The organism is Stieleria magnilauensis, assembly GCA_007753675.1.
In the GTDB taxonomy this organism is placed as follows: domain Bacteria; phylum Planctomycetota; class Planctomycetia; order Pirellulales; family Pirellulaceae; genus Stieleria; species Stieleria magnilauensis.
Window position 1 is genome coordinate 799,714 of record CP036432.1, and the last position, 14,481, is coordinate 814,194.

Below are 14,481 nucleotides of genomic sequence, written 5' to 3' on the forward strand. Positions count from 1 at the left end.
CGACAGCCCAATGGACGAACTCATGGAACCCGATCCGGAAACGCTTTCGAAACTGTTTCAACTCGATTCTCATGCCAAACTCTGGCGTCGTGACGAGTACGCTGCGATTTTTCATCACCAATTGCAGGTGAGCCTAGCGGATCTGACCGGTGCGGAGGATCGGGCGGATCAGCCGAACGAACCGGCGTCGATTTCGATCGAGGAATTGCTGGCAGCGGAGCATCCGCCGACACACGCACTGGTCAGCCTCAAACAATTCGCAAAGCTGGGTGGTTCGAGGTCCGATGGCGTGTTGCCGAAACCCGTTTCTGCGGTGATCTACTTGCTGGCCATTGCCAAAGCCCTCCAGTCGACGGGGACACGCATCACGGAGATGGATGACGTCTCCTTGAAAGAGAAACTGACTTGGGCGGCGGGCCAACCTTGGCTCGATGATCGCTACCGCTCGCCGCTTCGATCGGTCGCAGAGAAACTGAGCTGAGGTTGCCTATGTGAGTTGGGGGCGAGCGAAATGTTTGGCGGTCAACGCACAGGCTACTGAGCATCAATCACCGCGTGGGCCGTTCGATCGCCGACGACGAAGTAACCGAGCGGGTTTTCGTCCTTGTCGGTGATCAACCACACGGCTCCGGGACGCGATTGCTGGGGCTTACGCCAACCGGATTCCAGTGTCCCGAACGACTTCCGTTTGCCGTCGCGATCGATCCAGAACACTTTCACCGGTTGGTCGCGACGATTGGTGAAGATGACGTCGAAACGGTTGCCATCGGGTTTGGATGCTGGCACAGTTGAGTCCGTCGCCGGATGCCACGCAAGCTTCGGCAGCGCCGCGTCACTGGGTGCGACAAACGAGGCAAATTCCGTTGGTGCGAGCGCTCGCATCCCGTCGATCCGTGACGCGTGTTGGGGATCTTTGGCAAGATTCGTCCACTCGTATCGGTCGGCGTCGGTGTCGTACAACTCGTGGTCGCCGTTGTCGTACTGGACCAATCGCCAGCGACGACCGCTCAGGCCGTAGTTGCCGGGCCGATTTAGGTGGGTGATTGAGACGTGCGGCCACTCGGTTTGTGCGTTTTCCAGCAGCGGAACAAGCGATGGCGCGTCGTTGGATTCTTTCGGTGGCAACCCGGACAATTGCGCGAGCGTTGGATACAGACTGAGCAAGTTCACCGGAGCGTCGCAGATGGTGTTCGCTTTCGTGCCGGCGGGTAAACCTGGCGTCCCCGGCGGAACACGGACAATCAACGGGACGCGGGTGCAAGCTCGCCACGCCGTGTACTTTTGCCAATGCTGCTTTTCACCCAAATGCCAACCGTGGTCGCTCCACAGCACGACGATCGTGTTGTCTCGGTTGGGTCCGCGGCTGAGCGCATCGATCACCCGCCCGACCATCTCGTCGGCAAACGAAATCGATGCGAGATAGCCCTGCACCGCTTGCTTCCATTGGTCGTGTTTCAGGATGTGTTCAAAGTATCGATTGGGTCCGCGCTTCTTTCCCGCCGGTGGCAAGTCGTCCAAGTCGTCGGCGCGGTAGCCCGGCGGCAGCTCAATGCTGTCCAGGGGAAAGCGATCGAAGTATTTCTTGGGGACGAACCAGGGCTCATGCGGGCGATAGATTCCGCACGCCAGGAAGAACGGTTGGTCATGTTGTTTACCCAGTTGCTCGCCAATCCACTGCGATACCAAGTAGTCACCACCGAATTCCTGGTCCGAAACATCCAGCGGTCCCCAGTCGGTTTCTCGGTACTGCCAGGGGCCGCCGACGGGCAGGCTGACGGGGCGTTTATCGGGGTACAGTGTGCGAGGAAACGGGTCTTCGGTTTCCTTGGGCGGGAAATACTGATCCCATGATTGTTGATCGATGAAATAGTGCAGCAGCTTTCCGGATCCGGCAGACCAATAGCCGTGTCGGGAAAAGTACTTGGGCAGCAATTCGGCATCGGGCAACAACTCTCGCATCTTTTGTCCGTTGTCGTACAGCCCTGAGACGTGCGGCGAGATCCCGGTCATGATGGCGGTTCGCGACGGATTGCAAGCCGGCGCGGGGCAGTGGGCGTTGGTGAACAAGACACCGCTTGCGGCCAGCCGGTCGATGTTTGGCGTTTTCGATTGCGGGTGCCCGTCCATGCATCCGATCCAGTCGTTCAGATCATCGACAGCGATGAACAGAACGTTCGGCGGGGAAGCGACACTGCGGGTGGGGACAGCTGCGACGACGATGGCGACAAGCGAGAGTGTCGTGATCAAAAAGCGATGCATCATGGTTTCGTTGGTCCAGTTGAGTGACATCAACTCGTTGGCTCGTCCGCTGTGCCTGTCCGCAGCATCAGTGTAGCGGGGGCGTTGTCGCCGCGGATCGCTCGGGACCACGTTTCCGCTCGACATACGCAACGAGAGGATTCAAAGCTGGCAGAAGACCAGCCCCATAAAATACCCAGACCCGGGCATGTTAAAACACGCCCGGGTAACTGGGGTCTTCTGGCCCAGGCAAGAGCCGAGAAGTTTCAATAGATCACAACAGTGTCGTTACAGCGGTCTCACGCCGTTTCGAAGCCGTTGTAAGCAGCCATGCCGTGCTCGCTGATGTCCAATCCGAGGGTTTCTTCTTCCAGGCTGACTCGGACACCGAGGGTGACTTTGAGCAGACCGAAGGCGATTGCGGAGAAGGCGAAGGCAAACCCGCCGATGGCCAAGGTGCCGATCAACTGGGTCACGACGCTGTGGCTTGAATCGAGGGAGAAGATTCCGACTGCGACGGTGCCCCAGATGCCGCACACACCGTGAACGGAAATCGCACCGACCGGATCGTCGATCTTGATCTTGTCGAATCCGAGGATCGCGACGACCACCAACAGTCCGGCGATGGCACCGATCACGATCGAGGATCCTTCGCCGACGGTGTCCGCACCGGCCGTGATTCCGACCAGACCAGCCAGAATGCCGTTGAGTGCCATCGACACGTCGGGCTTCTTCAACAACACGTAGGAGGCGACGATCGAGGTGATGGCACCCGATGCGGCCGCAAGGCTGGTCGTGACGAAGACGTACGAGACGGCTTTGGGGTCAGCCGAAAGGGCCGAGCCGCCGTTGAATCCGAACCATCCGAGCCACAACAAGAACACACCGATGACGGCCAAAGGCATGCTGTGACCGACGATCGGCTTGATGCCGCTCTCGGTGTACTTGCCGGTACGCGGGCCGAGGATCAGAACACAGGCCAAGGCTGCGAAGCCACCGAAGGCGTGCACGATGCTGGATCCGGCGAAGTCGTAGAAGCCCATTTGATCCAACCAGCCGCCGCCCCACTTCCAGCTACCGATGATCGGGTAGGCGAAGCCGACCAACAGGGTCGAAAAGAGCATGAAGACGGGAAGTTTGACACGTTCGGCAACCGCACCGGAAACGATCGTAGCAGCGGTCGCCGCGAACATCGCTTGGAAGATGAAGTCACCCCACCAGGTGTAACCGGCGTTGTAGTCCGCGGTCGTCATGCTGACGTCGTTGAGCGATTGCCCGAACCAGCTGCCCATCGCGAAGTAGCCATTGAAGTCGCCGGGGTACATCGCGTTGAAGCCCCACGCGGCGTACAGCAGGATACCCGTGCAAACGATCCAGACGTTTTTGAAGATGATGTTGACGGCGTTCTTCTTTTGCGTCAGACCGGCTTCCAGCGTGGTGAAGCCGAGGTGCATGATGAACACCAGGGCGGCGGAGATGCAAATCCACAAGTTGTTGACCGCGAAGACGGCATAGCCATCCGAAGCGACGTACTCTTCTGAGGAATAGGCGCTCTCTGCAGCGACTTCTTCGGCTTGAGCCAACACCTCGGGAGTGAACGCGGCTCCCAGGCATAACGCCCCGGCAAAAAACAGACCCGTGAGCAATGGTGCTCGCATAAACTTAGACATTCGATTCCAAACCTTCTCGAAATTAGGAAATTTGCTGAGCGGTCCCGGGGGATCGGGGACTCTCACTCACTTGTTCAGCCAGGGATCAGACCGAGACGCCAGAAACTCCTACCTGGGCCATCTTTCACGATGCTCAAGAGTCGAAAGCGTTCTCAATTCTGTGGCATGCACATCGGAGGCACCGAGTTGGCAAGTGGCGGACCAATGTTCAAAGTGTTGGTCTGTTCAGCAGCGCAAACGGTTTGCTGGCAAGCACTTAAAAAAATCTGAAAAAGACAGAAGATCATTCAAGTGGCCCGGCGTCGCGTTGCCGTGCTTAGTCCGTGTGCAGATGGCCCGGCCGGTGCCAGTTATGTGAGCACGTGTCGTGAGGTCTGATACTGGCTCCCGAGCGGGGCATCACTGGCGATTGGGGTGACGCCGCCGGTGCCTGTCTGGCCTGTTGATTGAGTGAGCCGTGACACGTGAGCGGCCGGGCCCAGCACAATACCCGACGCCTTACGGCCAATGCCGCTCAATCGACGTTGAGGGGCGCCGCTCGCGCTGACGCGAACCGGCTGATGTCAAACGATCATCAGCCGTTTGGCGCGGGGCCTACGGGCCTTGCCCTGGTCTAACCCTTGTCGATCTAGCGGTATTGGGCTCGCGCCCTACCGCTAAAAAATGCTTCACAGCGTTGCCCGGACGGGGTCGCGGCGAATCAATCCGCCGGCGGTGCGTCGATCCGTAGACGTGCACTCGTTTTTTGGCGATGATCCGGCAGCCACATCGCGCGCCGCAGTGGAGCGATCCCCGTATAATGCCCCCCACTGGAAAGTTCTTTTCCACTAATCGGAGGTCGCTTTCACGGTTCGGACGGCTTCCCTTGTCGTCGCTCATCCAAAGCCGAACCTTCATCACATCTATCAATTCGCATGATCGGATCACTCTGTTGTTTAAGTCTGGCGTTGATCGCCGAAGTCGAACCCGCCATGGAAGGCGGCGAGGCGGGAGGCGGCGGTCGGACGCTGCTGTTTCTGACGATTGCAGTCTTTCTGATCATTTTGAACGGCTTTTTTGTGGCGGCGGAATTCGCGCTCGTCAAAGTGCGGGTCTCACGGATCGAGCAGCTCGCCCGTGAAGGCAAACTGTTCGCCGGCACCGCCCGATGGCTTGCCGAGCGTTTGGACGAATCGCTTTCGGCATGCCAACTCGGGATCACGATGGCCTCCCTGGCACTCGGCTGGGTCGGTGAACCGGCGTTTTCCAAATTGGTCGAGCCGTTGCTGGGGTGGGTGGGGGTGACCGATGAAGCCGTCGTGAAGGTGATCGGATTTGCGATCGCGTTTTCGGTGATCACCGGGCTGCACCTGGTGACCGGCGAGCAGTTCCCCAAGATCTTTGCCATCCGCCGCCCTGAACAGGTGTTGTTGTGGTGTGCGATTCCGCTCAAGTTCTTCTACGTCATCCTGTATCCGTTTCTCACCATTCTGAACATCGTCACGACGTATCTGTTGAAACTGGTGGGCATCCGGGGAGCGTCGGATCACGAATCGGTCAGTACGGAAGACGAGATCCGTGCGTTGCTGACCGAGGCGCATGTCCATGGCAATCTGACGCGTAGCGAACACCGTTTGATCAACAACGTCTTTGAGTTCGACGATCTGATCGTGCGGCGCGTGATGCTGCCCCGCGGCGACGTCATTTTTTTCGATGTCAACGAACCGATTTCGGTGCTCCGCGAATTGGTTCGGACGACCATGCACACTCGTTACCCGGTCTGTGACCGATCGTTGGACAAGGTGTTGGGCGTGGTGCACATCAAGGACTTGTTGACCGTTCCCGAAGCGGATTCGGACTTCGATGTCAGGACCATCATTCGTCCGCCTAAGAAGGTCCATGAGACGATGCCGATCAGCAAGGTGCTGAGACATTTTCAGGCGACGCATCAGCTGATGGCGTTTGTGATTGACGAATATGGCACAATCACCGGGATGGTGACGCTGGAAAATGTGCTCGAACGGATCGTCGGTGAAGTCGACGATGAGTTTGATAACGCTGATCCGAATATTGTTCCCGAAGGAAAGGGCGAATTTGTCGTCAACGGCACAACGCCGATCGACGAAGTGCGACGCCGACTGGCCATCCCGCTCAACGAATCCGACGAGGCGGACACGATCAGTGGCATGCTGATGGACTTTCAACAAAAGATTCTGGCCCAGGGAGACCGCATCGAGTTGGACGGGGCGGTCGCGGAGGTGCTGGAGATGAAGAACGATAGCGCCACCAAAATTCGTTTCCGTCTGGCGAGCCCGGAATGATCGATTCAGCGACCGAGGGGGGAGGTGGAAAAAACTTTTCCGCTGGTTGAAAGGGATTTCCCAGTCGCCTGCCTTGCATCGTCCCTGGGCCAACGAATTCCCGGTCCAAACCAGTTTATCAACGCGATGGCATGCGTTGTGCTCTGTATCACCGTCGGATGTAAGCGGTGCAGTCTCCGCACATCGATCTGATCGGCGCTGTTGTTGATCGGTCGATCGTGCTGAATCCCGCACGATGTCAGCACGAAGACGGCAACCGACCGGGGGAGGTGTGGGATGAGCGACCAGATTTGGCAAGTTCAGCGAGGCGAAGGCCCGTTGGTTGCGACTGCGGTCCACGACGGACACGCGATGCGCGACGATGTCTTGTCGCACGTCAAACTCGATGATCTGGGTCGGCTCCGAGAAGAAGACCCCTTCACCGGACATTGGACGAAGTGTGCACCCACTCGGGTCGTCGGATTGCGGTCACGGTTCGAAGTCGATTTGAACCGTCCACGCGATAAAGCTGTCTATCGGACCCCCGAGGATGCGTGGGGGTTGACGGTTTGGAACGACAATCCGGCCGATGAAATGTTTGCAAAATCATTGGACGAGTACGACGCGTTTTATGCCGCGATGCAAGAAATGCTGAGCGGAATCGTGGCGGAGCAGGGACAATTCATCCTCTACGATCTGCACACCTACAACCACCGACGTGCCGGGCCGGCCGGGCCGGCCGCCGATCCGCTGGAAAATCCCCAGGTCAACATCGGCACGGGAACGATGGACCGCCGACGTTGGGGACATGTGGTGGACGCGTTGATCGAAGGGTTGCGCGAGTTCGATTTTCCCGGCGGCAAGCTTGATGTTCGGGAGAATGTCAAGTTTCGAGGCGGCAACTGGCCGCGCTGGATTCACGAAACCTTTCCGACCACCGGCGTCGCGATCGCGATCGAATTCAAAAAATTCTTCATGGACGAGTGGACCGGCCAGCCGGATCCCGCCGCCGTCGACGCGATTTCCGATGCCCTTCAATACTCGGTGCCCTTTGTCATGGACGCCTTCAACCACCCGCGGCTTGTCTAAAGTGATGACCACCACCACGCACGGAAAACGAACGAATGCCAAGGCCGACAAGAACCGCGTACCGGAATCGTTGATCGCGGCGGTTTGCGATCGATTGTCGCGGAACGAACGCGTGCGTCGGACGTTGCCGCACAAGGGGCGTCTGCACATCGACCGACAAGTTCCGTTCCTGTGTGTTTATCGCCAGCCGCCGGAGTACGATGATGCCGGGACCGAGCAGCTGGTGCGGGGCGAGGCCTCCTATCTGATCGGATCGGGAGCGGCAGAGTTTCATGACAGCCTGTCGAGGCTGGTTGGGACGGTCGTCAAGACACTGTCGGCCGAGTTTGGGGCGTTTCTGATCGTCGAAATCTGGTCATCGCCCGATGGTGGCAAGGCCAACGATCCGGCTGTGCCGTCGGTGCTGCCGACCTTCACGATTCAAGCACCCGGAACCGCGAAACTGGACAACACCGTCGAGTCGCTTCGCAAACGGCTTCAGAAAATGAAGATTCTGAAGCACGGGGTGGAGGTTCAAGTGGTTCGCGGCGGCACGATCTGTCCGCCCGGAATGAAGCCGCTGATCGATTCGCCGCATGCGCGTGAAATGAACTGCTGGAAGATCGGTTTGATGGTCCCGCCGGTGTTCCGCAAAGCCAACACCTCCGTCGAGTTTCCGCTCTTGATGGGCCAGTTGCGCCGGAGTCTCAGTCATGCGCTTCGACACGCCTATTTTGAGTTTGCTTGTGACCGGACGACACATAGCCCCGACCACTTTCATACGCTCGGTCGCAAAGCGGTGGTCAAAGCGGTCTGGGACATCGACCGACAACTCGCCGAGGTCAGCAACCAATTCGATTATTTGGTTCAGTTGACGCCCGTCAATCCGACCAGTGCGTGGAAGGAATTCGAAGCCGGGCAGTGCAGGCATCCGCCCGAGTTTCACTATCGGCCGCTGCCGATCGATCCCGCGCTGCTGAAACGTCAGCTCTATAAGATTCCGATCGAACGCGTCGAAGATCCCTCGTTGCAGCGAATCTTTGAAGAAAAGCAGGAAGAGCTGGATCTGAAGCTCACCATGTTGCGGGATCGCGACACGCCGCGATTCAAGCACCTCAGTATGGCGCTGTTCGGCGGAGTCAACGATGCCGTGCTCCGCGTCGCCAAGGAGTTGTTGACGACGGTGCCGGCAAAGGCTTCCTCGAGCAAGGCGAACCTGTTTTCGGCCAAACAGTTTGCCGCGTGTGTCCAGAAGGAGATCGACCACTACCGTGACGCCTGTCCAGACTTCAAAGCCAAAGTTGTGATTTCGGATGATGCTAGCGGTCTGATCGTCTCTCGCGGCAAGCTGATGGTGAATTCCGATTTGACGCTCGCCGAGGATCGAGTGGCGGCCTTGCTGGCACACGAAGTCGGAACGCACCTGGTGACCTATTACAACGGGCGATTGCAACCGTTTCAACAACTCTATTCGGGGCTGGCCGGATATGAAGAGTTACAGGAAGGTCTGGCTGTGTTGTCAGAGTATTTGGTCGGCGGATTGACGAATTCGCGAATGCGGCAGTTGGGCGCCCGCGTCGTCGCGGTTCGTCAAATGGTCGACGGTGCGTCCTTCGTCGAGAATTTCCATTCGATCCATGAAGAGTACGGTTTGAGTAAACGAGCGGCGTACAACGTCGTGATGCGGGTCTACCGTGGCGGCGGATTGACGAAGGATTGCGTGTACCTTCGCGGGCTGGTCGCGATTTTGAAATACGTACAAAAAGGCGGCGACTTGAACCCGCTGTTGGTTGGGAAAATGGCGGTCAAGCACATTCCGATCATCAAAGAATTGCAGTATCGCGGTGTGCTCGGCAAGGCACCGATCACGCCTCGGTTCATGCAAGACCCGGTCGCGATTGCGCGGCTGGCAAAGCTACGCGGCGGCACAGGCTCTGTCGTGGATTTGGTGTCGGACCTCAAGACAACTGGACGTGTCGGATGAGATTGGGAATCGTGGTGAACGTGATGGGAAGCGAAGAGGCCGGTGCGACGACGTATCGTTTAGCCGCCGAGGCGACCAGTCTGGGGCATGAGGTCTGGATCGTCAGCACGGGGAATTTGTCCTACGACGCCGACGACACGATCGGCGCGTTCGCCCGCATGGTGCCGCCGGGAAAATACAGTTCAGAAAAATACCTGACGGTGCTCAAGGGACCCAAGGCGATCAACGAGTGGATCACGGTCGACGATCTGGATGTGCTGCTGTTGCGGAGCAATCCATCGGTCCAGCGCGCCTGGGCTCAATCCGCCGGAATTCACTTCGGTCGACTTGCGATGCGACGCGGCGTGATCGTGTTGAATGATCCCAACGGATTGTCCAAGGCGATGAACAAGTTGTATTTGCAAACATTCCCCGAACCGGTTCGCCCAAGAACGTTGGTCACCCGTAGTCTGAGTCGCGTGACGAAGTTTTTGGACGAAGAAAAAACGATCATTCTGAAGCCGTTGCAGGGTTCCGGCGGGACGGGCGTTTTCATCGCTCGGAGCGATGAAAACCATAACATGGAAGACATCTTTGAATCGGTCAGCCGCGACGGTTACGTGATCGCCCAGCAGTACTTGCCGGCTGCCGCGGAAGGTGACACACGTTTGTTTTTGATGAACGGACTTCCGATGCGTCACAAGGGAAAATACGCCGCGTTCCGCCGTGTTCGCACCGGTGATGACATTCGCAGCAACATTCACGCCGGCGGTCGGCTCCGCAAGGCCGTTGTCAACGACACGATGTTCGAGCTGGCCGAAATGGTTCGTCCGCGACTGGTCGAGGACGGCATGTTCTTGGTCGGGCTGGACATCGTGGGCGACAAGCTGATGGAAATCAACGTGTTCTCTCCGGGCGGTCTGGGCAGTGCCCACAAGTTCGAGAAAGTCAACTTCACTCACGCGGTGCTCGACGCTCTGGAAAGAAAAGTCGACTACATGCGTTATTACCGGCGCAACTTTAGCAACGTTGAACTGGCCACTCTTTAATGCTTATTTACTACTCTCGTGAACGAAAGGCGGATCGATGAAAATTGGATTTGTAGTCAACGATGTTTTGACCGAAGAGGCGGGCTATTCGACCACGCGTTTGGGCTGTGAAGCCGTCAATCAGGGCCACGAGGTGTTTGTCATCGGTGTGGGGGATTTCGCCTACGATCCGGACGAATCGATCCGCGCCCGGGCCCGCAGCGTGCCGCAAAAGAAGTACGGCAACCACGAAGCGTATCTAAAAGATTTGCAGGGCCAAAAGTCCGTCAAGACACGCATCACGGTGGATGATCTGGACGTATTGATGCTTCGCAACGTGCCTTCGGATGACTATCTCAAACGCCCCTGGGCATCCTCCTCGGCGGCGGAATTCGGTCGTGTGGCGATGCGGCACGGCGTGATCGTGGTGAACGATCCGAACGGGTTATCCAAGGCCTCGACCAAGATGTACTTTCAGCTGTTCCCCGAGGAAGTGCGTCCGCGAACACTGATCACCCGTGACCGAGACGAGATCAAGGAGTTCGCAAAGTCCGAAGGCCGCTGCGTGCTCAAGCCGTTGCAGGGTTCGGGCGGTGCCAGTGTGTTTCTGGTGACCGAAAGTGACATTCCGAACTTGAACCAGATGATCGACGCGGTCAGCCGGGACGGATTTGTGATCGCGCAGGAGTATTTGCCGGCGGCAGCCGATGGCGACATGCGGTTGTTCATCATGAACGGCCGGCCGCTGCAAGTGAAAGGGAAATACGCCGCGTTCCGACGTGTTCGCAGCGGCGGGGACATGCGCAGCAACATCCACGCCGGCGGCAAGCTTGCGGCGGCTGAGATCGGTGAATTGGAACTAAAGATCGCCGAGATCGTGCGTCCCAAACTGGTCCAAGACGGGATGTTCTTGGTCGGCTTGGACATCGTCGGCGACAAACTGATGGAAATCAACGTGTTCAGCCCCGGTGGGTTGGGCAGCGCCCAGAAGTTCACGAAAATAAATTTCAACAAATACGTGATCGCGGCGCTGGAACGCAAAGTGAACTACATGCAGTACTACGGACGAAACTTTGACAACGTCGACATGTGCACGCTGTAATGTCGCAGTCAGAGAGAGTGCAGTCAGAGCGAGTGCCGTCTGACGTCTGCGAAGACCACGAAGCGATCTCCGATTCCGTCATCGACGGGATCTGTGCGCGGTTGGCCGAGGACAAGCGGATTCGCCAGCGGTTGCCCGGCGGCGGGATACTGCAGATGGACCGGCTGTTGCCGTTTCTGTGTGTTTATCGCCGCAACCCTCGACGACGCGACGAGGGGACGGCGCGGCTGGTGATGTCCGAGGCGTCGTTCCTGTGCGCCCCCGGGACGGCTCCCGTACGGGCCGGGCTAAAACGTCTGGTCCTCCGGATTGCAGAAACCGCAATCGAGCGTCTCGGTTCGTTTTTGATCCTCGAAGTCTGGGCCGGCGAAGATCGTCCGGAGTACGATCCGTCGACGGGCGAGATCGAGTTGCCGCGTCCGGAGTTTCAATTGTTGACGCGGCGTCCGCATCGACCCGAAGGCACGGTGGCGACGTTGCAGTTTGCATTGCAGCAGATCAGTCTGCATCGCAAGAAGGCCGCCGTGCAAGTCAACATGCACGCTCAGAATCATCCGCCCGGGATGACGTCGTTGATTCGCGAAGCGATCGAAACCAAGATCGGATGCCATGTCTTGGGGTTGCAGGTCCGACCGGTCTATCGCGATCCGGAATCCGGAGAAGTCTACGATCGCGTGGCGACAACGTTTGTTCGCGATGTTTCTCATTCACTGAAAAAGGGCTTCTTTGCGTTCGCGCTCAATCGAACAGAGGTTCGACCGGAGCATTATTTTTCACTCGGCGTCAGTCGATTGTCCAAGCAAGTGCTGGTGATCGATCGCCAGTTGGCCGACCTGAGCCGACAATTCAAGTTCCTGTTGTTGGTCACGCCGATCAATGCCGAGCGGGCCTGGGACAAGTTTTCGGAATCAGGGTTCCGCAAAACCCCGGCCTTTCAGTACCGACCGTTGGATGTTGACCCGCTGCTGCTGAAGCGGCGGTTGATGAAGATCCCGACCGAGCGGGTGACCGATCCGACGTTGTCGTATGTGCTCCGGCAAGCCCAGTCAGAGTTGGATCGACAGATTTCGATGCTCGCCGATATCGGGACCCATCGTTTTTTGCCGGGCAGTTTGCAAGTCTTTGAGGGCGTCAAACCGAAACTTCGTGAGCTGTCCCTCGGGATCCTGCAAACGTTGTCCAATCGCGACTCCGCGTCCAGGGAGTTGCCGATGCTCGACGCAACCGCATTTGCTCAACTGGCGAATGCCGAAATCCAATACTATCGGTCTCAATCGCCCGCGTTTCTCGCCCAGGCCAGCGTCCGCGACGACATGTTTTCGGGGTTGATGGTGGCCGGCGCGGAACTGTTGATCGGCCGCGAAACTCGGATCGCGGAACGACGCGCCGACGCGCTGCTGCAACATGAAGTCGGAACGCATTTGGTCACCTATTTCAACGGCGCGACTCAGCCCCTGCGATTGCTGCAGGTCGGCTTGTCGGGTTATGACGCGTTGCAAGAGGGACTGGCGGTGCTGTCGGAGTACCTGGTCGGCGGGTTGAGCGAGGCGCGGTTGAGAACGCTGGCTGCGCGCGTGATCGCCGTCGACGGTATGATACGGGGCGAGACGTTCGTCAGTGTCTTTGAGCAGCTCGTCGACGGGTTCGGATTCGAGCCGCGGACGGCCTACACGATCACCATGCGAGTGTTTCGTGGCGGCGGATTGACCAAGGACGCGTTGTACCTGCAGGGCTTAGTCGAAATCTTGGACTATTTGGGCGGTGGTGGTGAAGTCGAACCGCTGTTGATCGGCAAGATCGCAGTCGAACATGTACCGGTCGTCCGCGAGTTGCTGTTTCGAGGCATCCTGCGGCCGGCTGCGCTGAGACCCAAGTACCTTGATTCGCCGGAGGCGCAAACGCGACTCGGCGGCATCCATTCCCGAACCACAGTCCTTGATCTTCTCGACAACGAAAAGGGTAGATAATGCGAATCGGCTTCCTCGTTAACGACGTCACCACCGAAGCGGGCAATTTTACGACCAGTCGGTTGGGCCAGTCGGCGGTCAATCTTGGACATGAAGTTTGGGTGATGGGAGTGGGCGATTTGGCCTACGACCCCGACGGCATGATTCGCGCCCGGGCCAGTTCGGTTCCCAAGCAACGGTATAGCAACTCGGACACCTACACGGCGGACCTGCAAGGCAAGAAGGCCGTTCGCAAACGCGTCACCGTCGACGAGCTGGACGTGTTGATGCTACGCAACGTTCCCTCGGACGACTATTTGTCGCGACCTTGGGCGGCAACCACGGCCAGCGAATTTGCCCGGACCGCGATGCGTCACGGGGTGATCGTGTTGAGCGATCCGACGGGTTTGTCGCAAGCATCGAGCAAGATGTATTTTCAATTGTTTCCCGAAGAGGTGCGGCCGAAAACGCTGATCACCCGTGACCGCGAAGACATCAAACAGTTCGCCAAGGAAGAGGGAAAGATCGTCATCAAACCGCTGCAGGGTTCCGGCGGCGCGAGTGTTTTCTTGGTGCGTCCCGAAGACATCCCCAACCTGAACCAGATGATCGATGCGGTTAGCCGAGACGGTTTTGTGATTGCCCAGGAGTTCCTGCCCGCGGCCGAACAGGGGGACACCCGATTGTTCGTGATGAATGGTCGACCGCTCCGCGTGAAAGGCAAGTACGCTGCGTTTCGACGCGTCCGCAGTGGTGGCGACATGCGAAGTAACATTCATGCCGGGGGCCAGAAGGCGGCCGCCGAAATCGACCACACCGCGCTTCGGATCGCGGAGATTGTGCGTCCCAAGTTGGTTCAAGACGGCATGTTCCTGGTCGGTTTGGACATCGTCGGTGACAAATTGATGGAAATCAACGTGTTCAGCCCCGGCGGGCTGGGCAGCGCCCAACAGTTCGAAAAAGTGAACTTTTCGGCGCACGTGATTGAGGCGATCGAACGAAAAGTGCACTACATGCAGTACTACGGACGGAACTTCGACAACGTCGAAATGTGTACGTTGTAAGTACGCGGCTGTTGCACGCGGTGCTTGTTTTTCCGCTCCTCTGTCCGAATGGGCACGCTGTCGTTGCGTTCACAGTAGAATAGTGGCAGCGTCGTTTCGTTCCTTCGGTGACTTCCGCTGCTT

The 14,481-nt window shown here is 58.1% G+C and carries 10 protein-coding genes; 8 read left to right on the plus strand and 2 right to left on the minus strand.

Going from position 1 to position 14,481, the window contains the following annotated elements:
- Positions 1 to 10 precede the first annotated feature (10 nt).
- Positions 11 to 481, plus strand: a complete 471-nt coding sequence (locus TBK1r_RS02955; RefSeq protein ID WP_145207455.1) for a hypothetical protein — start codon at positions 11 to 13, stop codon at positions 479 to 481.
- Positions 482 to 534: 53 nt separating this feature from the next.
- Here TBK1r_RS02955 and TBK1r_RS02960 read toward each other — a convergent pair whose 3' ends face one another.
- Together TBK1r_RS02960 and TBK1r_RS02965 are read right to left on the minus strand one after the other, a co-directional pair.
- Positions 535 to 2,262 (minus strand): sulfatase-like hydrolase/transferase, encoded by a 1,728-nt coding sequence (locus TBK1r_RS02960; protein ID WP_145207456.1) that lies wholly within the window; start codon positions 2,260 to 2,262, stop codon positions 535 to 537.
- A 275-nt stretch (positions 2,263 to 2,537) separates the two neighbouring features.
- Complete coding sequence (locus tag TBK1r_RS02965) at positions 2,538 to 3,908, minus strand: ammonium transporter (RefSeq protein ID WP_145207457.1); 1,371 nt, start codon at positions 3,906 to 3,908, stop codon at positions 2,538 to 2,540.
- Between the two features lie 914 nt (positions 3,909 to 4,822).
- Between TBK1r_RS02965 and TBK1r_RS02970 the strand changes: the two genes are divergently transcribed.
- The 7 genes from TBK1r_RS02970 (at position 4,823) to TBK1r_RS03000 (ending at position 14,358) form a co-directional block, all read left to right on the plus strand.
- The gene (locus TBK1r_RS02970; protein ID WP_145207458.1) at positions 4,823 to 6,208 is read left to right on the plus strand and encodes a hemolysin family protein; all 1,386 of its coding nucleotides are present in this window, start codon (positions 4,823 to 4,825) and stop codon (positions 6,206 to 6,208) included.
- A 276-nt stretch (positions 6,209 to 6,484) separates the two neighbouring features.
- Positions 6,485 to 7,276 carry an N-formylglutamate amidohydrolase gene (locus TBK1r_RS02975; protein WP_145207459.1) on the plus strand — a complete coding sequence of 264 codons (792 nt, stop codon included), beginning with the start codon at positions 6,485 to 6,487 and terminating at the stop codon, positions 7,274 to 7,276.
- 4 nt (positions 7,277 to 7,280) lie between these two features.
- Positions 7,281 to 9,239, plus strand: a complete 1,959-nt coding sequence (locus TBK1r_RS02980; protein ID WP_145207460.1) for a flavohemoglobin expression-modulating QEGLA motif protein — start codon at positions 7,281 to 7,283, stop codon at positions 9,237 to 9,239.
- A complete protein-coding gene (locus tag TBK1r_RS02985) occupies positions 9,236 to 10,267 on the plus strand; it encodes a glutathione synthetase (protein WP_145207461.1) in 1,032 nt (343 codons plus the stop codon). The genes TBK1r_RS02980 and TBK1r_RS02985 overlap by 4 nt, the downstream gene beginning before the upstream one ends.
- A 37-nt stretch (positions 10,268 to 10,304) precedes the next feature.
- Positions 10,305 to 11,348 (plus strand): glutathione synthetase, encoded by a 1,044-nt coding sequence (locus TBK1r_RS02990; RefSeq protein WP_095739415.1) that lies wholly within the window; start codon positions 10,305 to 10,307, stop codon positions 11,346 to 11,348.
- A 32-nt stretch (positions 11,349 to 11,380) separates the two neighbouring features.
- Positions 11,381 to 13,315, plus strand: a complete 1,935-nt coding sequence (locus TBK1r_RS02995; RefSeq protein ID WP_419580912.1) for a flavohemoglobin expression-modulating QEGLA motif protein — start codon at positions 11,381 to 11,383, stop codon at positions 13,313 to 13,315.
- On the plus strand, positions 13,315 to 14,358 hold the full coding sequence (locus TBK1r_RS03000; RefSeq protein WP_145207463.1) for a glutathione synthetase: 1,044 nt from the start codon (positions 13,315 to 13,317) through the stop codon (positions 14,356 to 14,358). Before TBK1r_RS02995 ends, TBK1r_RS03000 begins: the two co-directional genes overlap by 1 nt.
- Positions 14,359 to 14,481 lie beyond the last annotated feature (123 nt).

Coding starts and splice junctions, on each gene's coding strand:
- TBK1r_RS02955 (WP_145207455.1), top strand. CDS start 11: ATGGACGAACTCATGGAACCCGATCCGGAAACGCTTTCGAAACTGTTT.
- TBK1r_RS03000 (WP_145207463.1), top strand. CDS start 13,315: ATGCGAATCGGCTTCCTCGTTAACGACGTCACCACCGAAGCGGGCAAT.
- TBK1r_RS02990 (WP_095739415.1), top strand. CDS start 10,305: ATGAAAATTGGATTTGTAGTCAACGATGTTTTGACCGAAGAGGCGGGC.
- TBK1r_RS02975 (WP_145207459.1), top strand. CDS start 6,485: ATGAGCGACCAGATTTGGCAAGTTCAGCGAGGCGAAGGCCCGTTGGTT.
- TBK1r_RS02965 (WP_145207457.1), bottom strand. CDS start 3,908: ATGTCTAAGTTTATGCGAGCACCATTGCTCACGGGTCTGTTTTTTGCC.
- TBK1r_RS02980 (WP_145207460.1), top strand. CDS start 7,281: ATGACCACCACCACGCACGGAAAACGAACGAATGCCAAGGCCGACAAG.
- TBK1r_RS02960 (WP_145207456.1), bottom strand. CDS start 2,262: ATGATGCATCGCTTTTTGATCACGACACTCTCGCTTGTCGCCATCGTC.
- TBK1r_RS02985 (WP_145207461.1), top strand. CDS start 9,236: ATGAGATTGGGAATCGTGGTGAACGTGATGGGAAGCGAAGAGGCCGGT.
- TBK1r_RS02970 (WP_145207458.1), top strand. CDS start 4,823: ATGATCGGATCACTCTGTTGTTTAAGTCTGGCGTTGATCGCCGAAGTC.